We start from the raw sequence: 21420 nt of genomic DNA on the forward strand, positions 1-21420 counted from the left end.
GTCAGCGCTTGTTCAACACCCGCGCCAACCTATCCCCACTCAGTTGGATCACCGCCACCAGCACCACCAGCAACACAATCACAGTGAGCATGATCTGCGTATCGAAGCGCTGGTAGCCATAGCGGTAGGCAATATCGCCCAGGCCACCGGCGCCGATTGCTCCGGCCATGGCCGATGAATTGATCATGGTCACCAGGGTGATCGTGAAGCCGCCGACGATGCCGGGCAACGCCTCTGGCAACAGCACATGCCAGATGATGTGCCAACGGCGGCAACCCATGGCCTGCGCGGCTTCGATCAGGCCATGGTCGACCTCGCGCAGGCTCACTTCAGCGATGCGTGCAAAGAACGGCGTGGCGGCGATGGTCAGCGGTACCACTGCCGCCCAGACGCCATAGGTGGTGCCGACGATCAGGCGCGTGAACGGGATGAGCGCCACCATTAGGATCAGAAACGGAATGGAGCGGAACAGATTCACGAACGCTCCCAGCACGCGGTTTAGCGCCGGTGCCTGGTAGATGCCGCCCTTGTCACTGGTGACCAGGAATACCGCCAGCGGAATGCCCACCAGCAGCGCGATCAGCGATGACACCCCCACCATCAACAAGGTGTCGATGGCCCCCTGCACTAAACGATCAAACCACATAGCCCAGCACCTCCACCTGTTGTGCCCAGTTGGCCGCGCGTTTGCGCAGTTCTTCGGCGTTGTGCGGCGATCCATTCACCGCCAGCAGCAGTTGCCCCAAGGCATGCCCCTGGATGCGTTCCACGCCCCCTTGTAGTAAACGCACACGGCCGCCGAGGGCACTGAACAGCGCCGCGAGGTCTGGCTCCAGGGTTTCGCTGCCGGTGAACTGCAGGCGCAGCACCAGTGCGGCGTCGGCCGAGGCTGGCGTGGGTTGCAGGCGGCGTTGCAACTCTGGCGGCAAGCCGTGTTGCAGCGGTGCGAGCAGGGTCTTGCTGACCTCATGTTGCGGATCGCCAAACACCTGCCACACCGGGCCTTGCTCGACGATACGCCCGTGCTCCAGCACCACTACGCGGTCGCAGATGTCGCGGATCACCGCCATCTCATGGGTGATCAGCACGATGGTCAGGCCCAGGCGCTGGTTGATCTCGCGCAGCAGGCCGAGGATCGACTGGGTGGTTTCCGGGTCGAGGGCCGAGGTGGCTTCGTCGCACAGCAGAATCTGGGGGTCGTGCACCAGCGCGCGGGCGATGCCGACGCGCTGCTTCTGCCCGCCGGACAGCTGCGCCGGGTACGCCTTGTGTTTGTCTTGCAGGCCTACCAGCTCCAGCAGTTCATGCACCTTTCGCGCGCGTTGTGCCTGGGGCACACCGGCGACCTTGAGCGGCAACTCGACGTTCTGCCACACGGTCTTGGCCGACATCAGGTTGAAGTGCTGGAAGATCATGCCGATGCGTCGCCGCAGCGCCACCAGATGGTCTTCATCGAAGCTGCCGATGTCCACCTGGTCGATCAGCACCCGTCCGCTGCTGGGTTGTTCCAGGCGATTGATGGTGCGGATCAGCGATGACTTGCCGGCGCCGCTGCGGCCGATGATGCCGAACACTTCGCCCCGCTGGATCGCCAGGTCAATGCCTTGCAGCGCATGCACCGTGCCGTCATAGGTTTTGCCCAGGTTGATGAACCGCACATGGGCGCGGTTCAAGTCCGGGTGCAGTTCAGTCTGTTCCGCGTGGCTGGGCGCAGGGGCCAGATCGTGCAATCGGGCGTTGGCGGCACTCATGGTTTAGCTTCCCAGCCAACCTGATAGAGCTTGCCGAGGGACTTGTCCAAGGCCGCACGCACCACCGGCGAGTGCTGGTAGATATCGACGAACTTGATCACCCGTGGGTCGGTTTTGCTCTTGGGCTGGATGACGAACTGAATCACGTATTCCGGATGATCGAGGCCGTCGAACAGCAGTGCCGACTCGGCATCGAAGGTCTTGGACAGGCGGATGTACGCCGGGTAGCCCTGCACCAGATCGGCGTCGTCATAGGCGCGCACCAGTTGCACCGCTTCCACTTGCAGGATCTTGATGTTTTTCGGGTTGGCGATGATGTCTTCTTCTGTGGCCTTGTAGCCCACGCCCGGTTTGAGGGTGATCAGCCCGGCCTTGGCCAGCAGTTGCAGGCCGCGACCGCTGTTGATCGGGTCGTTGGCAATCGCCACGCTGGCGCCTGCGGGCAGCTCGTTGAAGCTTTTGTATTTTTTCGAATACAGCCCGACGTTGTTGATGATGCCCGGCGCGTACGGCACCAGGTCAAACCCGGCGGCGGCCTTGGCGTTTTCCAGGAAGGGGATGTGCTGAAAGTAGTTCACGTCGATATCGCCGGCGGCGAGGCTGACGTTGGGCGCGATCCAGTCGGTGAACTCCACCAGTTCGACCTTCAGGCCCTGCTTGCCGGCCTCTTCTACGGCGGCTTCCAGCGGAATGGCGAAGGCGGCGGTGGTGCCGATTTTCAGCGGGGCGTCGGCGGCGAATACCGCCGAGCTGAATAAGCCGAAGGCCAGGGCCAGTGCTTTGACTGGGTTGTTTAAGAATGTCTTTTTCATAGTGGTTTTCCAGTCATAAGGTCTTAGGTAGCGAGATCGTTCCCACGCTCCGCGTGGTAATGCCGCCAGGGACGCTCCGCGTCCCCAAAGCGAACGCAGAGCGTCCAAGAGGCATTCCCCCGCGGAGCGTGGGAACGATCAAACAACGTGGCGGTAGGTAGAGCCGGTGTGTTGGTTGGGTAAGCGAGCCGTGTCGTGAAAGACTTTTTCCCGCAGCGTTCCCTGCGCATATTCCGTCTTGTACGAGCCCCGTCGTTGTAACTCCGGTATCACCAGCTCAATGAAATCCACATAGCTCTCCGGCGTCACAATGCGCGTCAGGTTGAAACCATCCAGCCCGGTTTCGCTGATCCAGGATTCCAGCTCATCGGCCACCTGTTCAGGCGAGCCCACCAGGGTGATATAGCGCCCGCCCAAGGCGTGCTGGTCGAGCAATTTGCGCCGGGTCCAGTCGTTGTTCTGCAGGTTCTGGGTGGCCGACTGGATCGCGTTGCTCTTGACGTACTGGATCGGTTCGTCCAACGCGTACTGGGCAAAATCAATCCCGGTCGAGGCCGAGAAGTGCGCCACGCCGGCTTCCGCGCTGGCGTAGCTGAGGTACTCGGCGTGCTTGTTCCAGGCCAACGCTTCAGTGGCGCCCACAATGACGTTCAGGCCCATGAACACCTTGATGTCGTCCGGGTTGCGCCCAGCCTCCACTGCGCTGGCGCGCACCTTGTCCACCTGGCGCTTGGTCGCGGCCTTGTTCTGCCCGCTGATAAACACGCACTCGGCATGCCGCCCGGCGAACAGCAAGCCGCGCTCGGAACTGCCGGCCTGGAACAGCACCGGCGTGCGCTGGGGCGAGGGCTCGCACAGGTGGTAACCCTCCACCTGATAGAACTCGCCGTGGTGCTCTACCTTGTGCACCTTGCCCGGTTGCGCATACACCCGCGCTTGGCGATCGTTGCGCACCGCGTCGTCCTCCCAACTGCCTTCCCAGAGCTTGTACAACACCTGCAGGTATTCATCGGCCTGGTCGTAGCGCCGGTCATGCTCGACCTGTTCGGTAAGGCCCATGGCCTTGGCGGCGCTGTCGAGGTAGCCGGTGACAATGTTCCAACCCACCCGGCCACGGCTCAGGTGATCCAGCGTCGACATGCGCCGGGCGAACAGGTACGGCGGCTCATAGGTGAGGTTGGCGGTAAGGCCGAAGCCAAGGTGCTGGGTAACGGCGGCCATGGCCGACACCAGCAGCAACGGGTCGTTGACCGGTAACTGGATCGACTCCTGGAGCGGCACGTCGATGGAGTCCTGATACACGTCATACACGCCGACGATATCAGCGATGAACAAACCGTCGAACAACCCGCGCTCCAGGATCTTCGCCAGTTCAGTCCAGTATTCGAGGGTCTTGTACTCGGTCGAGTTGTCCCGTGGATGAGTCCACAAACCGTGATTGATGTGCCCGATGCAGTTCATGTTGAAAGCATTGAGCAGGATCTTTTTTTTGCTCATCAGATGGTCCCCCGCAGCGGCGGGTTTTCATCGTTGAGGTAGTAGTTGCCAACCGCATGGTATTTCCAGCGCACCGGGTCGTGCAGGGTGTGCACCCGGGCGTTGCGCCAGTGGCGGTCCAGGCCGTGTTCGGCCAGGGTCGCCTGGCTGCCGGCCAGTTCGAACAGGGTGCTGCCGGCCGCCAGGGAAATCTCGGTGCTCAGGGCGCGTATTTCGGCAACGGCGATGGAGGCTGCGGCGACGGTCTGGGCATTGCTGTCGGCCTGGGCGCGGTCGAGGAATTCACCCGAGCGTTCCAGCAAGGCTTCGGCGGCGTGCAGGCGGCTGCTCAGGTGGCCGAAGCTCTTGAGTGTCAGCGGGTCTTCGGTGGCCTTGTCGTTGCCGGCGTCGATCCACGGGCGGGTCTTGGTGCGCACAAAATGCAAGGCATCCTCAAAGGCCGCGCGGGCGATGCCGGTGTCGATGGCTGCGTGAAGGATCTGCGCCAGCGGGCCGACAGTAGTCGGGCGTTCGAAGGCGCTCTGGAACGGCACCACGTCTTGCGCCGCGACCCACACGTTGTCGAACACTACCGAGCCGCTGCCGGTGGTGCGCTGGCCGAAGCCGCTCCAGTCATCGATCACCGTCAGCCCCTCGCTGTCACGCGGTATGAAGGCCAGCTGCTGCACGCCATTTGCATCCACCACCGAGGTGGGGATGCGCTGGGCGTAGATCGCGCCGGTGGCGTAGAACTTGCGCCCGTTGATGCGAAAACCATCGCCGTCGCGGGTGAGGCTGGTAATGCGGTCATGGGCGGTCTTGGTGCCCAGCTCCGCCAAGGCGTTGCCAAAGCGTTGGCCAGCCAATACCTCGGCGTACAGGCGTTGCTGCTGTTCGGGGCTGCCGTTCACCCGCAGTACTTCGAGGGCATAGAAATGGTTTTGCGGAATCTGGCCCAACGAGCCATCGGCCTGGGCGATCAGTGCGATGACCTTGGCCAGGGTGACGTTGGACACGCCCGCGCCACCGTAGGCCTTGGGCACGCTGATGCCCCACAGGCCAGAGCGGGAAAACCCGTCCAGCTCGGGCAGCGGCAGGCGGCGTTCGCGGTCGCGTTGGGCGCTGTCGCGGCGCAAGTCTTCAGCAAGATCGCTGGCGACAATAAGCGCTTGTTCGTCGCTGGTGATGACCGCGACGGGGTGAGAAAGGGTCATGAGTTTCTCCAGAAGCTCGTGGAAAAAGTGTTCTGGTTGGTTAAATCCACGAATGACGAGCCGGCAAGGTGCCGTTGAGCCGATAGGCGCCGATGGCGTGGTACTTCCAGCGCACCGGGTCGTGCAGGGTGTGAACCCGGGCATTGCGCCAGTGACGGTCAAGGTTGAATTCGGCCAGGGTGGCGCGGCTGCCCGCCAGCTCAAAGAGCTTCTCGGTGACTTGTAACGCCACTTCGGTGGTCAGCACCTTGGCTTCGGCCACGGCAATCGAGGCGTGGGCGGCGGATTGCGCGGTGATCGGCGCGGCGCTGACCTGGTCAAGCACCTGGCCTGCCTTGCGCAGCAGGGCTTCGGCGGCGTGCAGTTCGATCTTCAGCTTGCCGATATCGGCGATCACATACAGGTCGTCGCTGGCTCGCTCGACCTTGGCGTCGATCCACGGGCGCGAACGCTCACGCACGAAGGCGATGGCATCGTCGAGGGCGCCCCGGGCGATGCCGGCGTCGATGGCGGCCTGGATCAGTTGCGACACGGCCCCTTGGATATTCGGGCTTTCGCCCAGGCGCCAGTTGTCGATGACCAGGTCCGGGTCCACCGCTACGCGATCAAGCAGCACGGTGCCGCTGGCGGTGGTACGTTGGCCAAAGCCGGACCAGTCATCAACGATGCGCAGCCCTTCGCTGCCGCGACGTACAAAAGCCATGACCTGCTTGCCGTCATCGTTCAGGGCCTTGATTGCCACCCAGTGAGCGAACAGGGCGCCTGTGGAGTAGAACTTCTGGCCGCTGAGCACGTAACCGTCGCCTTCGGCCGTGAGGCGCGCCTTGAGCTCCAGAGTATTTTTGGTGCCGCGTTCCGGGCCGCCGTTGCCGATGCGCCAGCCGTCGAGCACGCTCTGGAACAGCTGCTTTTTCTGACGCTCGGTGGCGGTGCCCTGCAATACGTGCAAGATGCCGAAATGGTTCTGCGGGATCTGCCCGAGTGCCGGGTCGGCCGCGCTGATGATCGCGAAGACTTCGGCCAGGGTCACAAACGACACCTGGGGGCCGCCGTATTCGCGGGGAATGGAAATACTGCCCAAGCCGCTGCGGGTGAACTGTTCGAGCTGCGCCCAGGGCAGTTTGCGTTGCTGGTCGCGCTGGGCGGCCTGCGCACGCGCAGCCTGGGCCAGCTCGTGGGCGGCGCTCAGCGCCTGGGCGTCGTTGCGCAGCACCGTGGCGGGCAACAGCAGGGGAGCTACGTCCACATCACTCTGGGGGGATGTTAGAGCCAAGTTAGACATCAGCGCCGCTCCTTGGCTGCACGCAATGCCCTGGCGTTGCGCACCGGGGTAATTCTGACCATACCGACCTCGCATTCAATGAAATAAACAGAAAAATCAGGAATGTCCGGTGGTCCGGTGCATATACCCTAAGCGTGTTAATTATTTAAATAAACTAACTTTTAGGAATATGCATAGAAGGGCTGTCACCCCGGTTCACAGGGTGAACCGAAGCGACGCGGTTGATAGCCTGGCGCGGGCGAGGCTGGGCGGGGCGGTGTGCAGGCGGCGATGCGCAGCGTGCGGGCGGGCGCCCAGCGGGAGTTGTTACCCACGCGATCGAGAATGCAGTAGGTGACCTCCAACCGGCAGTCGTCGCCGGCTTCGACAATCACGTGGGGCGGCACCCACACCTGCACCGCCAGGCCGACGCTTTGAGCCTGAATACGGGGCAGGTCCAGGCGTACATCGCCCCAGCGCAAGGTGATGGCATCGCCCGTGCTCATGTTCAGGTAAGGCTCGATGGTCAGCGGAATGCCGCGCCTTACCTGGCTGCTGTTGACGCCATGGCGGCGGATCGTCTCGGGCAGGTTCACGGGCGCCAGGTTCTGGTTTTCATCGCTGCCTTCAGGGTTCAGGCGCGGCGAAGGCTGACCGCCGGGGTAGTTGGTCTTGACCCGCACCAGGGTCACCGCCGAGCGCATCGGGCCATGGCCGATCTGCAAGACCTGGTAGTAGACGCGTGCCGGTCCGTCCTGCACAAAACTCTGCGGTACGCACAGGTGGGTGCACGTGCCAATCTTGCACGCCGTCACCTTGCGCGAGGCGGCGAAGCAGTTGTTCCAGAACAGTTCGATCAGGTCGCCTTCTTCCATGCTCGGGTAGGGTGAAATGTCGACCTGTAAGTGGGCGGAGGCCAGGGCGCTGATGCCGTTTCCAATAGCCTGGGGCAGCCTTGGGGCACGGAGCGTGGCCGAGGTTTGAGTGTGTGTCATAAGTAATCTCCTTGGTGCAGCCAGCAGCAATCGTTCCGAAACCTCGACGAACAGGCGCAAGGGGGGTCGAAAGGCACGATTCAGTCAGTAGCCGGGATAGGATCCAATCCTCAAGGCGCTAGATAAGAGGGTTGGCCAAGGAGCGTCAATGGAGGCAAAGGGCTAAACGGTGGGTTTGGCGAGATTCAGACGGGTCTGACGGGGAGGGGGATTTCAAGAGGCAGGCGGCGGGGTCTTTTACGGGGTGGAATGGCGACTCCCTGTAGGGCCTCGCTTATGTGGGAGCTGGCGTGCCTGCGATAGGATCACCCCGGTTGGACTGCTACACCGAGGCGCTTGCATCGCAGGCAAGCCAGCTCCCACACAGAACATCAGTGGGCGAGGAATTTGCTCAGGAACTGCTTGGTACGTTCTTCCCTGGGGTTGGCAAACAGCGCCTTGGCTTCGCCCTGTTCGACGATCACGCCCTTGTCGAAAAAGATCACCCGGTTGGCCACATCACGGGCAAAGCTCATCTCGTGCGTGACGATGACCATGGTGCGGTTTTCTTCGGCCAGGCTGCGAATGGTCGCCAATACTTCACCCACCAGTTCCGGGTCGAGGGCCGAGGTGGGTTCGTCGAACAGGATCACCTCCGGCTCCATGGCCAATGCGCGGGCAATCGCCACACGCTGTTGCTGGCCGCCGGACAGCCGCCTTGGGTAGGACGCTTCCTTGCCCGCCAGGCCGACCCTGGCCAGCAGCTTGCGCCCCAGTTCGGCCGCCGCTTCCCGTGGCATCTTCTTGACCACGATGGGGCCTTCGATGACGTTTTCCAGCGCGGTGCGGTGGGGGAACAGGTTGAAGTTCTGGAACACAAAGCCCACATGCTGGCGCAGGCGTCGCACCAGGCCCTGTTGCTGGTTGAGCGGCCTGCTGCTGTCGATCTCGATGTCACCGACCTTGATACGGCCGCTGGTGGGTTCTTCGAGGAAGTTCAGGCAGCGCAGGAAGGTGGTCTTGCCGGAACCGCTGGGGCCGATGATGGCGACCACTTCGCCTTCCTTGACCTCCAGGTCGATGCCGTTGAGCACCACCTGACCATTGAATTGTTTGGTCAGTTTTTCAACCACGATCATGCTTCAAGACTCCAGGTCATGCCGGTTGACCCGGTCTTCCAGACGATTTTGCAGATGCGCCAGGATGCTCGCCAGGATCCAGTAGATCAGGGCCGCGGACAGATACATGGTGAAAATTTCGAAGGTACGCGCCGACACCAGTTGGGCCTGGCGGAACAGCTCGGGCACCTGGATGGTGGCGGCCAGCGCCGTGTCCTTGACCAGTGAAATAAAGCTGTTGCCCAAAGGCGGCAACGCCGTGCGCATCGCCTGGGGCAGGATGGCCCGGCGCAACGTCTGCGCACGGGTCATGCCGATACTGGCAGCAGCTTCCCACTGGCCACGCTCGATGGAGGCGATGGCGGCCCGCAGGATTTCACACGCATAGGCAGCCATGTTCAGCGAAAAGCCGATCATGGCAGCAGGGATAGGGTCCAGCTCGATGCCCACTTGCGGCAAGCCGTAGTAGATCAGGAACAGCTGCACCAGCAACGGCGTGCCACGAAAGAACGACACGTAGACCCGGGCCGTCCAACTCAGCAACTTGAAGCGCGAGAGGCGCATCAAGGCCAGGCCGAAGCCCAGCAACAGGCCGAAAAACATCCCGCCGAGGCTGAGGATTACCGTGTAGTACGCGCCCTTGAGCAGAAAGGGCGCGGAGTCCAGCGCGAGTTGGAAACCTGCTTCCATTATTGAGTGACGTCAGCGTTGAAGTACTTCTCGGACAGCGTCTTCAAGGTGCCGTCGGCGCGCAGTTTGTCCAGAGCCTTGTTGACTGCGTCGAGCAATTCAGGCTCGCCTTTGCGCAGGGCGATACCGGATTCCTGACGGGAGAAGGCGTCACCGGCAGCGGCGGTGTCGGGGGCTTTCTTGGCGTATTCCAGCGCGGCCAGGCGGTCGATCAGGATGGCGTCGATGCGGCCGATGCGCAGATCCTGGAACTTGGTCGGGTCGTCGTTGTAGGTCTTGATAATAGCTTTAGGCTGGCTGTCCTTGAGCCATTGTTCGTAGTTGGTGCCCAGGCCCACACCCACTTTCTTGCCGGCCAGGTCGTCGGCTTTCTTGATCGAGTCGACGTTCTTTTTCAGCACCAGCGCCTGGATGCCGGACACGGTGTAAGGCTTGGAGAAATCGTATTTTTTCTTACGCTCTTCGGAGATGGTCACCTGGTTGACCACGGCGTCCAGGCGCTTGGATTCCAGCGCGGCAAGGATGCCGTCCCATGGCGTGGCTTGCAGCTTGACCTTGACGCCCAGCTCCTTGGCCAGTGCCTCGGACAATTCCACTTCGAAACCGCTGAGCTTGCCGCTTTCATCGACAAAGCTGAACGGTGGGTAGGTGCCTTCCAGGCCGATCTTGATCTCGCCGGCCTTTTTGATGGTGTTTAACTGCTCGCCGGCAACCGCCTGGCCCAGCCAGCCAGCGCCAAGCGCCAGGCCCAAAGTGCCAACCAACAGCGTGCGACGAAATGCGGAAATAGTCATGGAGAGCCCCTGTGTTTTTATGGTGAGCGAAGCAGGTGACGCGGTAGTCGTATCCTGCCCTAAAGTGCGAAGCGCGTCTTCGCCTTCGGCGCGATGATAAAGCGGGTTTTTAAGTCTTGAAAATAATAAAAATACAATTTCATATTCTTTTTGGAAATATGCGCGGCTTGTGTGGGAGCTGGCTTGCCTGCGATTGCAGTGTGTCAGTGCCAAGTTTCTGGCTGACCCACCGCAATCGCAGGCAGGCCAGCTCCCACATCGACCGTATTCAATCAGTTGAAAACTGAGTCATAAGCAAACAATGCCGGCGCGCCACCGGTATGCAGGAAAATGATCGGCCCCTCTTCAAAGCGCTGGCGCCCGATGCCGTCCAGCAAACCGGCCATGGCCTTGCCGGTATACACCGGGTCCAGCAACAGACCTTCCTGGCTGGCCAAAAGTTTGATCGCCGAGAGGGTGCCAGCGTTTGGCTCGCCATAACGCGGCCCGAAATACTCGTCCCACAGGGTGACCTTGAAGGCTTGCGGAATAGCCACGCCGAGCAACTCGGCAGTGCGCTCGGCCAAGCCCTGCACCTTGGGCAATTGCGCTTGCTCGGTACGCGACACCGTGATGCCGATCACCGGCAATTGCGGCAGTGCTTCGCTCAAGGCCAGGGCCAGGCCGCTGTGGGTGCCGGCACTGCCAGAGGCAAGCACCACGGCGGCAAATTCAATGCCGCTGTCTTCAATCTGCGCGGCCAACTCCAGCCCGGCGCGCACGTAGCCCAGCGCGCCGAGTGCATTGGAACCGCCTATAGGCACCAAGTACGGCTTCTTGCCGTTACTGCGCAGGCGGTCGGCGAGGGCGTTGAGTTGGTCGTCGGCGTTGTCGAGGTTTTCCACCAGCTCCACTTTGGCGTCGAACAACTCCAGCAGCAGGCGATTGCCGTTGCCCAGGTAGTTGGGGTCGTCGGTGCCGGTAGGATTCTCCAGCAGGGCAACACAGCCCAGGCCGAGCTTGGCAGCCAGCGCGGCGGTCTGGCGCACATGGTTGGACTGGATCGCGCCGGCGGTGACCAGGGTATCGGCGCCCTGAGCGATGGCGTCGGCGGCCAGGTATTCGAGTTTGCGCAGCTTGTTGCCGCCCATGGCCAGCGGCGTGGTGTCATCGCGTTTGACGTAGATGTCCCTGCCCAGCCAAGCCGACAGCCGCTCGAGTTTTTCCAGGGCCGTGGCACTGCCCAGTAGTTCCAGACGGTTAAAACGGTCGAGCTGTTGTTTGATCATGGGTACGCACGGTGGCTGAGTGATGGGGGGACTATAGGCAGGCACTTTTCATCGGGCAACCGTCAATCGCTTATGACGAAAGGTTCTTATGTTCACACCATTGGTTCTTAAGAGCTGCCTGGGTGCATACCGTAAAGTGATGGCCATTTCGTCAGGAGTGAATACCGTGAGTGAGCGTTCCAGTCATTGGCAATTGCAGACCATCGTCAGCCAGCTGCGCGGCGCCCGCGACCAGTGGCGAACGCGCAATGGGCGCTTGAGTGGCGAGCATGGTGGCCGCGAGTTGCCGTCCCGCGAGGCGGTGGCACAGATTCTTGAGGCCTTGTGCGGCGCCCTGTTTCCGATGCGCCTGGGCCCGGCGGACCTGCGCGAAGAAAGCGAAGACTTCTACGTGGGCCACACCCTCGACGTCGCGCTCAACGCCTTGCTCGCCCAGGCGCGCCTGGAGTTACGCTATGCCGCGCGCCAGAGCGGTGAGGACGACAGCGAAGTCAACGCCCACGCCATTCGCCTGATCCAGGATTTCGCCCTGGCCTTGCCATCCTTGCGCAGCCTGCTGGACACCGACGTACTGGCCGCCTACCACGGCGACCCGGCCGCACGCAGTGTGGATGAGGTGCTGTTGTGCTACCCGGGCATCCTGGCGGTGATCCACCATCGCCTGGCCCATCACCTGTACCGTGCCGGCCTGCCGCTGTTGGCGCGGATCAGTGCAGAAATCGCCCACTCGGCCACCGGCATTGATATCCACCCCGGCGCACAGATCGGCCCGAGTTTCTTTATCGATCACGGCACAGGCGTGGTGATTGGCGAGACGGCGATCATCGGCGAGCGCGTGCGCATCTACCAGGCCGTGACACTGGGCGCCAAACGCTTTCCGGCGGATGAAGATGGGCAATTGCAGAAAGGCCACCCGCGTCACCCTATTGTTGAAGATGATGTGGTGATTTACGCCGGGGCGACGATCCTGGGGCGGATCACCATTGGCCAGGGTTCGACCATTGGCGGCAATGTGTGGCTGACCCGCAGCGTGCCGGCCGGGGCGAATATCACCCAGGCGAATTTGCAGCATGATGATGGGGCGCAGAAGTAATACCTGAGCCAAACGCCGGTCAGTGTGGGAGCTGGCTTGCCTGCGATAGCGGTGTATCAGTCAACAGATGGGTGGCTGACCCAGCGCTATCGCAGGCAAGCCAGCTCCCACATTTCGAATGTATTTCAACGTGGGGTCGCTGAACGATTTGCCTTCTTCATCCGTCATACCAATCCCTGAGCTAGTGTAGGAAACACCTACCACTCAGCCTTGCGATTAGTCCCAGACCGCCTATTCATGTTTAACTTGAACGTTCGTTCAAGTTAAACCGGTGGTTCGCTGCCCGCTCACAACAGGAGGCTTACCTTTGCTGAGTCCGTTTTTTACAGCCATATCCCGCAACCTTGAGGTGCATCGTTCATGAGTGCATCGTCCACCCCTTCCAGCGGCATGGTGCGCATGAATGCGCCCGTTTTCTATTTTGCCGCCACCGTCATCCTGCTGTTTGGCATCACGGTCATCGCTATCCCGCAACAGGCCGGTGCCTGGCTGCTGGCGGCGCAAAACTGGGCGGCCAACACGGTCGGCTGGTACTACATGCTGGCGATGACCCTGTATCTGGTCTTCGTGGTGGTCACCGCGCTATCGGGCTACGGCAAGATAAAACTCGGTGCCGACCACGACGAGCCCGAATTCAGTTACCTGTCCTGGGCCGGCATGTTGTTCGCCGCCGGGATCAGCATCACGCTGTTTTTCTTCTGTGTCTCGGAGCCGCTGACGCACCTGGTGCAGCCGCCCCAGGGCGAAGCAATGAACGCCGATGCGGCGCGCCAGGCCATGCAGGTGTTGTTCCTGCACTGGGGCCTGCATGGCTGGGGCGTGTTCGCGTTTGTCGGCATGGCCCTGGCCTATTTCGCCTACCGGCATAACCTGCCGCTGGCATTGCGCTCGGCGCTGTACCCGCTGATCGGCAAGCGCATCAATGGCCCTATCGGTTATGCGGTGGATGGCTTTGGCATCATTGCCACGGTGTTCGGCCTGGGCGCCGACATGGGCTTTGGCGTACTGCACCTCAACTCTGGCCTGGACTACCTGTTTGGCATTGCCCATACCCAGTGGATCCAGGTGGGCCTGATCACCCTGATGATGGGCGCGGCGATCATCGTGGCCGTGGCCGGCGTCGACAAAGGCGTGCGGGTGATGTCCGACATCAACATGCTGCTGGCCTGTGCGCTGCTGCTGTTCGTGTTGTTCGCCGGGCCTACCCAGCACCTGCTCAACACCCTGATCCAGAACATCGGTGACTATTTGGGCGCGTTGCCCACCAAGAGTTTTGATGTGTATGCCTACAACGAGCCGAGCGACTGGCTGGGCGGCTGGACGGTGTTCTACTGGGCCTGGTGGATCGCATGGTCGCCGTTCGTGGGCCTGTTTATCGCGCGCATTTCCCGTGGTCGTACCATCCGCGAATTCGTGTTTGGCGTGCTGCTGATTCCACTGGGCTTCACCCTGGCGTGGATGTCGATCTTCGGTAATAGCGCCATCGACCAGGTGCTCAACCATGGCATGGCTGCACTGGGCCAGTCGGCTATCGATGACCCATCGATGAGCCTCTACCTGCTGCTGGAAACCTACCCGTGGAGCAAGACCGTGATCGCGGTCACGGTGTTCATCAGCTTTGTATTCTTCGTGACCTCGGCTGACTCCGGCACTGTGGTGCTCTCCACCCTCTCGTCCAAAGGCGGCAACGCGGATGAAGACGGGCCGAAGTGGCTGCGTGTGTTCTGGGGCGCGATGACCGCCCTAGTCACCAGTGCGTTGCTGTTCGCTGGCAGTATCGACTCGCTCAAGTCTGCGGTGGTACTGACCTCGCTGCCGTTCTCGCTGATCCTGCTGCTGATGATGTGGGGGCTGCACAAGGCGTTCTACCTGGAGTCGCAAAAGCAGATCGCGCAGTTGCATTCCCTGGCACCGATCTCCGCTTCGCGCAAAGGCCGAGGCGGCTGGCGCCAGCGCTTGAGCCAGGCCGTGCATTTTCCGTCGCGTGACGAGGTGTACCGTTTCCTCGACACCACGGTGCGCCCCGCGATTGAAGAAGTGACCGCCGTGTTTGTCGAGAAGGGCCTTACGGTGGTGACCCAGCCCGACCCGTCCAACGACAGTGTCAGCCTCGAAATCGGCCATGGCGAAGAACGTCCGTTCATCTACCAGGTGCAGATGCGTGGCTACTTCACGCCGTCGTTCGCCTTGGGCGGCATCGGTAAGAAAGAGATCAACAACCGCCGCTACTATCGGGCCGAAGTGCACTTGAGTGAGGGCAGCCAGGACTATGACCTGGTGGGCTACACCAAGGAGCAGATCATCAATGACATCCTCGACCAGTACGAGCGCCATCTGCAGTTCTTGCACATGGTGCGCTGATAGCGTTCCTCTCAAGTAGGTCTTTGCTGTAAAAGGAAGAGGCAGACTTAAGCGATTCAGCTGCTTAAAAGGCCCGGGAATATGCTTATTCCCGGGCCTTATTTGCCCTAGATCAAGAGAGGATTCGATGACGTACATTGCTGCCGAAAACCGCTATGAATCTATTCCCTATCGCCGCGTAGGCCGCAGTGGATTGGTGCTACCAGCCCTGTCCCTGGGGTTGTGGCACAACTTTGGCGACAGCACCCCGATCGACACCCAGCGCGCGTTGCTGCGCACGGCGTTCGACCTGGGCATCAACCACTTCGACCTGGCTAACAACTACGGCCCGCCCTATGGCAGCGCCGAGATCAACTTCGGCCGTTTGCTGCGCGAAGACTTCAAGCATTACCGCGACGAATTAATCATTTCCAGCAAAGCCGGTTGGGACATGTGGCCCGGTCCTTACGGCCAGGGTGGTGGTTCGCGCAAATACGTGTTGGCCAGCCTGGACCAGAGCCTGCAACGCCTGGGCGTCGATTATGTGGATATCTTCTATTCGCACCGTTTCGACCCCGATACGCCGCTGGAAGAGACCGCCAGCGCCCTTGCCACCGCCGTGCAGCAAGGCAAGGCGTTGTACATCGGTATCTCGTCTTACTCCGGGGTAAAAACCCGCGAAATGGCGGCGCTGCTCAAAGAGTGGAAAGTGCCGCTGTTGATCCACCAGCCGGCCTATAACCTGCTCAACCGTTGGGTGGAAAAAGACCTGCTGGAGACCACTGAAGAACTCGGCGCCGGGGTGATCGCCTTCACGCCGCTGGCCCAGGGTTTGTTGACCGATAAATACCTCAACGGCGTACCGGCCGATGCGCGGGTGAACCGTCCGGGTGGTGGCTCGTTGCAGGCCCAGCACCTGTCCGAAGCCAACATCGCCCATGTACGCGGCCTGAATGAAATCGCCAAGCGCCGTGGCCAGAGCCTGGCCCAGTTGGCGTTGGCGTGGACATTACGTGATCCACGGGTAACCAGTGCGCTGATCGGCGCAAGCCGGCCGGAACAGATTATCGAGAACGTCGGGGCGTTGAAGAACTTGAGCTTCAGTGCGCAAGAACTGGCGGAGATTGATCGGTTTGCGCAGGAAGGTGGGATCAACCTGTGGGAAAAACCGTCCACTGCTGAATAACCTTACACCACTGGTTGATCGTTCCCACGCTCTGCGTGGGAATGCAGCCCCGGACGCTCGGCGTCCGCTTTAAAGTCGTGACGCAGAGCGTCACAGGAGGCGTTCCCACGCAGAGCGTGGGAACGATCTGTCGCCAAGCGTTAGAACGGCACATCCCCAAGAATCGTCGCCCGGTGCATCACCCGCCGCTGCGGCCGGTAGTCATCCACGGCGTAATGCTGGGTGACGCGGTTATCCCAGAACGCAACGTCATTTTCCTGCCAGCGCCAGCGGATGGTGAATTCCGGGCGGGTGGCGTGGGCGAACAGCAGCTTGAGAATGGCCTCGCTTTCGGCCGGTTCCAGTTCATTGATTCGGGTGGTGAATCCGTCGCTGACGAACAGCGATTTACGCCCACTCACCGGATGCGTGCGCACGACTGGGTGCGATAGCGGCGGGTTTTTCTTGCGGGTTGCTTCCCAGCGCGCAAGGTCTTCGGCGGTGTTGCCAAAGCGCTCCAGCGGGAACGACTTGGTGAAATCGTGTGTGGCGGTGAGGCCATCGAGCATGCGCTTTAACGGCTCGGACAGTGCCTCATACGCCGCAATGCCACTGGCCCACAATGTATCGCCGCCAAACGCCGGCAGCAGCTTGGCACTGAGCACCGCGCCCAGGGCCGGCGTGGGCAGGAAGGTCACGTCGGTATGCCAAACGGCGTTGTCACGCACGTCGGTGACCGCGGTGTCGAGGATCAGCACTTGCGGCTGTTCCGGCACGTTGGGATAGATCGGATGGATGTGCAGGTCGCCAAAATTGGCCGCGAAGCGTGCCTGTTGCTGCGGGGTGATCGGCTGGTCGCGGAAGAACAGCACCGAATAGTCGAGCAACGCCTGTTCAATGGCGTCGCGCTGTTCAGGGTTCAGCGGCTGGGTGATGTCGACGCCACTGATCTGGGCGCCCAGGGCGGTGCTTAATGGGGTAACGGTCAGGCTGCTCATTGTGGATTCTTCACTCAGTGTGCCTGGCCATGCCAGGGCACTAATTTACGCTGCAGGGCGCGCAGGCCCATTTCCATGGCGAAGGCGATCAGGGCGATGACCAGGATGCCCAGAACCACCACATCGGTGACCAGAAACTGCGCCGCCGACTGCACCATGAAGCCCAGGCCGCTGGTGGCGGCAATCAGCTCGGCGGCGACCAGGGTCGACCAGCCCACACCCAGGCCGATACGCACACCGGTGAGGATGTCGGGCAGGGCGCTGGGCAGGATCACATGGCGAATCAGTTGTGCGCGGGTTGCGCCCAGCGACTGCGCGGCCCTCAGCTTGGCAGGGTCGACGGTGCGCACCCCGGTTGCGGTCGCGATGGCAATCGGGGCGAAAATCGCCAGGTAAATCAGCAGCACCTTGGACAGCTCGCCAATACCGCACCAGATCACGATCAGCGGCAGGTAGGCCAGCGGCGGAATTGGCCGGTAGAACTCGATCAACGGATCGAAAATGCCTCGGGCAATGCGGTTGGCTCCGATGGCAATCCCCACCGGCACGGCGGTCAGCACCGCAAAGCCCAGGCCCAGGCCGATGCGGCTCAAGCTCGCGCCCAGGTGCTGCCACAAGGTGGAATCCATGTAGCCGGTGGTCGCCAGCAGCCAGCCTTTTTGCAACACTGCCGATGGTGGCGGCAGGAACAGAGGTTCGATCAAACCGGTGGCGGTGACGGCCCACCAGAGGGCGAGCAAGGCCACCAGGGTCAGCACGCTGATCCAACGCGTGCTCAGTCTGCGGCGTACCGGAATAACGACAGGTGCCACCGCCTTGCTGGCCGTGGCGGGAAGTTCGTAGCTGCTCATGCGTACACCTGCCGTTGGGAGAACACTTTGCCCAGCACATGTTCACGGGTTTCGATAAAGCGCGGGTCGGACTTGATTGCGCGGGCTGATTCACCGGCGGCGTAACGTTGGCCGAAATCCAGCTGCAGGCGTTCGACGATCTGGCCGGGGTTGGGCGCCAGCAGGATCAGGTCCGTGGCCAGAAACACCGCCTCTTCAATGTCATGGGTAATCAGGAATACCGGCTTGGCCGTGCGCCGCCACACTTGCAGCAGCAACTCCTGCATTTGTTCGCGGGTAAAGGCATCCAGCGCGCCGAAGGGTTCGTCCATCAGCAATACGCGAGGGTCGGCCGCCAAGGCGCGGGCCAGGCCGACGCGCTGTTTCTGGCCGCCCGAGAGCTGCCAGATGCGCCGGCTGTCGAAACCGGCCAGGTCCACCAGCGCGAGCATTTCGCGGGCGCGCACTTCGCGCTGCGCCTTGGGCACGCCGGCCAGTTCCAGGCCGAAGGCGACGTTGGCCAGCACGTCCTGCCAGGGCAGCAGGGCGTCGTCCTGGAACACCACGCCGCGCTCGGCGCTGGGACCCTTGACCGGCACGCCATCGAGGGTGATACGCCCGGCAGACGGCTCGACAAAGCCGGCAATCAGGTTCAACAACGACGTCTTGCCACTGCCGGACGGGCCCAGGGCAACCAGCAGTTGCTGGGGCCCAAGCTCCAGTGAAATATCGGACAGTACCGGTTCCGGGGCGCCTGGGTACTGTGCGCTGATGCGCTCCAGTTGTAGCAAGGCCATCGCAGTGAACTCCTGGGTCAGTTGGTAATGAACTTGGCGCTGACGTAAGGGGCGTAGTCGGGCAGCACGGCCTCGACCTTGCCTTGTTCCTTGAGGAACGCAGCGGTGTCGGTGACGGCCTTGGTGGTTGGCGCTCCCAACAGGGTTACCTGGTCGGCGGCCAACGGGTAGACGTTGCCTTGCAGCAGCAACGGGATATCGCTGGCCTTGGCGCCGGAGAGTTTCACCAGTTTGTCGACGTTGCCGGTATCGGCAAGCCAGGCTTGTGGGTCTTTGCGGTAGGCGGCGTAGGCATCCAGAGTGACCTTGGCAAAGGCGGTGACGATCTCTGGGTGCTTCTCGGCAAAATCCTTGCGCACGATCCAGGCATCGAACGTCGGCGCGCCAAACTTGGCCAGTTCGCCGGAGGTGATCAGCACCTTGCCGGTTTCTTTGGCCACGCCCAGGGCCGGGTCCCACACGTAGGTGGCGTCGATATCACCGCGCTTCCAGGCGGCGATGATGGCGGGCGGGGCCAGGTTGAGGATGGTGACTTTGGCCGGGTCGATGTTCCAGTGCTTCAGGGCAGCGAGCAGGCTGTAGTGGCCGGTGGAAACGAAGGGCACAGCGATTTTTTTGCCGACCAGGTCCTGCGGGCTGTTGATCCCCGAGCCGTTACGCGCCACCAAGGCTTCGGCGCCGCCGATCTGGGTGGCGACGAGGAAGGTTTGCACCGGGACTTTGCGGGTTATTGCGGCGGTCAGCGGGCTGGAACCGAGGTAGCCGATTTGCACGTCGCCCGAAGCGATGGCGGCGATGATGTCGGCGCCATTGTCGAATTTGCGCCAGTCGATCTTGGCGTTGGTGGCTTTTTCATAGGCGCCGTCGGCTTGGGCGACTTTGGCCGGGTCCACGGTGGTCTGGTACGCAATGGTCACATCCGCCGCCTGGGCAAACAGGCTGGCACCGGCCAGGGACAATGCGGCCAACAGGCGCAGAGGGGTCAACAGTTTCAAGGGGAAGCTCCTCAATCAGGCGGCCGAGGGTCGGCGTGAGAGGAGACTAAATGATCTAAGAATTCGAAAATAAATAACTTTTTCGAATTAGCTTATGAGGGGAAATGGCGAAGCCTGTTTTCAGGCTGGCAAAAATAATGTGGGCGCTGGCTTGCCTGCGATAGCGGTGTATCTGTCAACAGGTGGGTTGCTGACCCACCGATATCCCAGGCAAGCCAGCTCCCACACAAGCCAGCTCCCACAGGGGAGCGAGCCTGAGGTTAGTTGCTGATGGCCAGGATGCTTGCCTGGTACGAGCCGACAAACACATCGAAATCGCCCACTTCGTTCTGTTCCAGCTCCGCCTGCTGCGCCAGCGAGGCACGGGCCAGTTCTTCAAAGTGCGCTTGTTCCTCAGGCGCCAAAGGCTCCTTGCGGAAGTACTCGGCATGCACTTCGCTTTGATGCAGAGAGAACTGCGCAAAGCTTTCCTTGCGCTCAGCCATGGCTGCCAACACCTGAGCCGACGGTGTCAGGGACGGGTCCTTGACCTTGGCCAACTGGGCGTCCAGTGCCTCGCTGTGTTCGGTGATGCCGTGGCTCTGATCGAGCAGGGCGGCCAGCGGGGCAATCTTCTCCAGCAACTCGGCCGCCCACTCCTTCATGTCCACCGGCTGGCCGTCACGCTGCAATTGCAGGCCAGGACGGCGACCTTCCTTGACCACGCTGAGGAAGTTGGAGGTGGCGTTGCCGCATTCGTTGTTGGCGAACAGTGGGCTGTCGTTCAGTGCGCAGTACAGCAGGAATGCGTCGAGGAACCGTGATTCCGGCAGATCGATACCCATCGGCAAGAACGGGTTGATGTCCAGGCAGCGTACTTCGATGTACTGGATGCCGCGGGCCATCAACGCCTGGATCGGCCGCTCGCCGGTGTAGGTCACGCGCTTGGGACGGATGTTGGAGTAGTACTCGTTTTCGATCTGCAGGATGTTGGTATTGAGCTGCACCCACTCGCCATCCTTGTGCGTGCCGACTTCAACGTACGGCGCGTAGGGTGTTGCCACCGCTTCGCGCAGGCTGTCGGTGTAGCTGGCCAAGTCGTTGTAGCACGGCGTCAGACCGGCCTGGGCGTTGCTCTGGTAACCCAGGTCGCTCATGCGCAGGCTGGTGGCGTAGGGCAGGTACAGGGTGTCGGCATCCAGGACTTCAAGCTGATGCGAGCGCCCCCGCAGGAAGCCGGCGTCCAGGGCTGGCGAGGCGCCGAACAGGTACATCAACAGCCAGCTGTAGCGACGGAAATTACGGATCAGCGCGATGTAGGCCGTGGACTGATAGTCACGGTCGGTGCCGACAAATCCTTCTGTTTCCTTGAGCAATGGCCACAACTGTTCCGGCAGGGAAAAGTTGTAGTGGATGCCCGCGATGCACTGCATGGTCTTGCCGTAACGCAGGGCCAGTCCCTTGCGGTACACGTACTTGAGCTGGCCGATATTGGAGGTGCCGTAGTAGGCAATCGGAATATCTTCCTCGGCCGGCAACGGGCACGGCATCGAGGGGCTCCACAGGTATTCGCTGCCCAGCTTGGTGTAGGCAAAGCGATGGATCTTGTCCAGGCTGCTCAGGGTATCGGCCGGGTTCGGCAGGGCTGGGGTGATGAACTCCAGCAGCGATTCCGAGTAGTCGGTGGTGATCTGTTCGTTGGTCAACGCGGCGCCCAATGCTTCGGGGTGTGGCGTTTGCGCCAGGCGACCCTCACTGGTGACGCGCAGGCATTCGCGCTCGATGCCGTGCAAGCATTGCTCTAGCAGGGAGAGGTGTTCGCGCTTGCCGAGCAGGGCCAGGCGGCGGTTGAGAAGTTCGCTCAA

The 21420-nt window shown here is 61.6% G+C and carries 19 protein-coding genes; 3 read left to right on the forward strand and 16 right to left on the reverse strand.

All coding sequences use genetic code 11. The annotated features are described in order from the left end of the window. Position 1: 1 nt before the first annotated feature. The 11 genes from RHM69_RS22440 to RHM69_RS22490 form a co-directional block, all read right to left on the reverse strand. On the reverse strand, positions 2-646 hold the full coding sequence (locus RHM69_RS22440) for a methionine ABC transporter permease (protein ID WP_003187635.1): 645 nt from the start codon (positions 644-646) through the stop codon (positions 2-4). Next, positions 636-1751: a methionine ABC transporter ATP-binding protein gene (locus tag RHM69_RS22445; protein WP_014716455.1), complete on the reverse strand. Its 1116-nt coding sequence runs from the start codon at positions 1749-1751 to the stop codon at positions 636-638. Before RHM69_RS22445 ends, RHM69_RS22440 begins: the two co-directional genes overlap by 11 nt. Beyond that, on the reverse strand, positions 1748-2563 hold the full coding sequence (locus RHM69_RS22450; protein ID WP_019819873.1) for a MetQ/NlpA family ABC transporter substrate-binding protein: 816 nt from the start codon (positions 2561-2563) through the stop codon (positions 1748-1750). The genes RHM69_RS22445 and RHM69_RS22450 overlap by 4 nt, the downstream gene beginning before the upstream one ends. Before the next feature lie 138 nt (positions 2564-2701). After that, the gene (locus RHM69_RS22455) at positions 2702-4060 is read right to left on the reverse strand and encodes an LLM class flavin-dependent oxidoreductase (protein ID WP_014716457.1); all 1359 of its coding nucleotides are present in this window, start codon (positions 4058-4060) and stop codon (positions 2702-2704) included. Beyond that, positions 4060-5253 (reverse strand): SfnB family sulfur acquisition oxidoreductase, encoded by a 1194-nt coding sequence (locus RHM69_RS22460; RefSeq protein WP_014716458.1) that lies wholly within the window; start codon positions 5251-5253, stop codon positions 4060-4062. The genes RHM69_RS22455 and RHM69_RS22460 overlap by 1 nt, the downstream gene beginning before the upstream one ends. A gap of 40 nt (positions 5254-5293) precedes the next feature. Next, complete coding sequence (locus RHM69_RS22465) at positions 5294-6535, reverse strand: SfnB family sulfur acquisition oxidoreductase (protein WP_019819871.1); 1242 nt, start codon at positions 6533-6535, stop codon at positions 5294-5296. 185 nt (positions 6536-6720) lie between these two features. Continuing rightward, positions 6721-7509: a hypothetical protein gene (locus tag RHM69_RS22470; RefSeq protein WP_014716460.1), complete on the reverse strand. Its 789-nt coding sequence runs from the start codon at positions 7507-7509 to the stop codon at positions 6721-6723. 371 nt (positions 7510-7880) lie between these two features. Further along, positions 7881-8627 carry an L-cystine ABC transporter ATP-binding protein TcyN gene (gene tcyN / locus RHM69_RS22475; RefSeq protein WP_014716461.1) on the reverse strand — a complete coding sequence of 249 codons (747 nt, stop codon included), beginning with the start codon at positions 8625-8627 and terminating at the stop codon, positions 7881-7883. Between the two features lie 3 nt (positions 8628-8630). After that, on the reverse strand, positions 8631-9296 hold the full coding sequence (gene tcyL, locus RHM69_RS22480) for a cystine ABC transporter permease (RefSeq protein WP_003187646.1): 666 nt from the start codon (positions 9294-9296) through the stop codon (positions 8631-8633). Continuing rightward, a complete protein-coding gene (tcyJ, locus tag RHM69_RS22485) occupies positions 9296-10090 on the reverse strand; it encodes a cystine ABC transporter substrate-binding protein (protein ID WP_200599087.1) in 795 nt (264 codons plus the stop codon). Before tcyJ ends, tcyL begins: the two co-directional genes overlap by 1 nt. A gap of 272 nt (positions 10091-10362) precedes the next feature. Then, complete coding sequence (locus tag RHM69_RS22490) at positions 10363-11358, reverse strand: D-cysteine desulfhydrase (RefSeq protein ID WP_014716463.1); 996 nt, start codon at positions 11356-11358, stop codon at positions 10363-10365. Between the two features lie 166 nt (positions 11359-11524). On the opposite strand from RHM69_RS22490, the gene epsC reads away from it, so the two are divergent. From epsC to mgrA, 3 genes are all read left to right on the forward strand, one after another. Continuing rightward, positions 11525-12451 carry a serine O-acetyltransferase EpsC gene (gene epsC / locus RHM69_RS22495; RefSeq protein WP_014716464.1) on the forward strand — a complete coding sequence of 309 codons (927 nt, stop codon included), beginning with the start codon at positions 11525-11527 and terminating at the stop codon, positions 12449-12451. A 399-nt stretch (positions 12452-12850) separates the two neighbouring features. Next, positions 12851-14812, forward strand: a complete 1962-nt coding sequence (gene betT, locus RHM69_RS22500; protein WP_169856569.1) for a choline transporter BetT — start codon at positions 12851-12853, stop codon at positions 14810-14812. A gap of 127 nt (positions 14813-14939) precedes the next feature. Continuing rightward, positions 14940-15977, forward strand: a complete 1038-nt coding sequence (mgrA, locus tag RHM69_RS22505; protein ID WP_014716465.1) for an L-glyceraldehyde 3-phosphate reductase — start codon at positions 14940-14942, stop codon at positions 15975-15977. Between the two features lie 140 nt (positions 15978-16117). Here the strand turns inward: mgrA and tauD are convergent, their stop codons facing one another. The 5 genes from tauD to gshA all read right to left on the reverse strand — a co-directional run bounded on the left by tauD (position 16118) and on the right by gshA (position 21420). Beyond that, entirely contained in the window at positions 16118-16954 is an 837-nt protein-coding gene (tauD, locus tag RHM69_RS22510; protein ID WP_020302426.1) for a taurine dioxygenase, read from the reverse strand. A gap of 14 nt (positions 16955-16968) precedes the next feature. After that, positions 16969-17805, reverse strand: coding sequence for a taurine ABC transporter permease TauC (tauC, locus tag RHM69_RS22515; RefSeq protein ID WP_102666673.1), 837 nt, complete (start codon positions 17803-17805; stop codon positions 16969-16971). Beyond that, on the reverse strand, positions 17802-18581 hold the full coding sequence (gene tauB, locus RHM69_RS22520; RefSeq protein ID WP_014716468.1) for a taurine ABC transporter ATP-binding subunit: 780 nt from the start codon (positions 18579-18581) through the stop codon (positions 17802-17804). The genes tauC and tauB overlap by 4 nt, the downstream gene beginning before the upstream one ends. 17 nt (positions 18582-18598) lie before the next feature. Then, positions 18599-19576 (reverse strand): taurine ABC transporter substrate-binding protein, encoded by a 978-nt coding sequence (gene tauA, locus RHM69_RS22525; RefSeq protein ID WP_014716469.1) that lies wholly within the window; start codon positions 19574-19576, stop codon positions 18599-18601. Between the two features lie 260 nt (positions 19577-19836). Then, positions 19837-21420, reverse strand: a complete 1584-nt coding sequence (gene gshA, locus RHM69_RS22530) for a glutamate--cysteine ligase (protein WP_032901783.1) — start codon at positions 21418-21420, stop codon at positions 19837-19839.

This window comes from Pseudomonas sp. CCI1.1 (assembly GCF_034348165.1).
In the GTDB taxonomy this organism is placed as follows: domain Bacteria; phylum Pseudomonadota; class Gammaproteobacteria; order Pseudomonadales; family Pseudomonadaceae; genus Aquipseudomonas; species Aquipseudomonas paracarnis.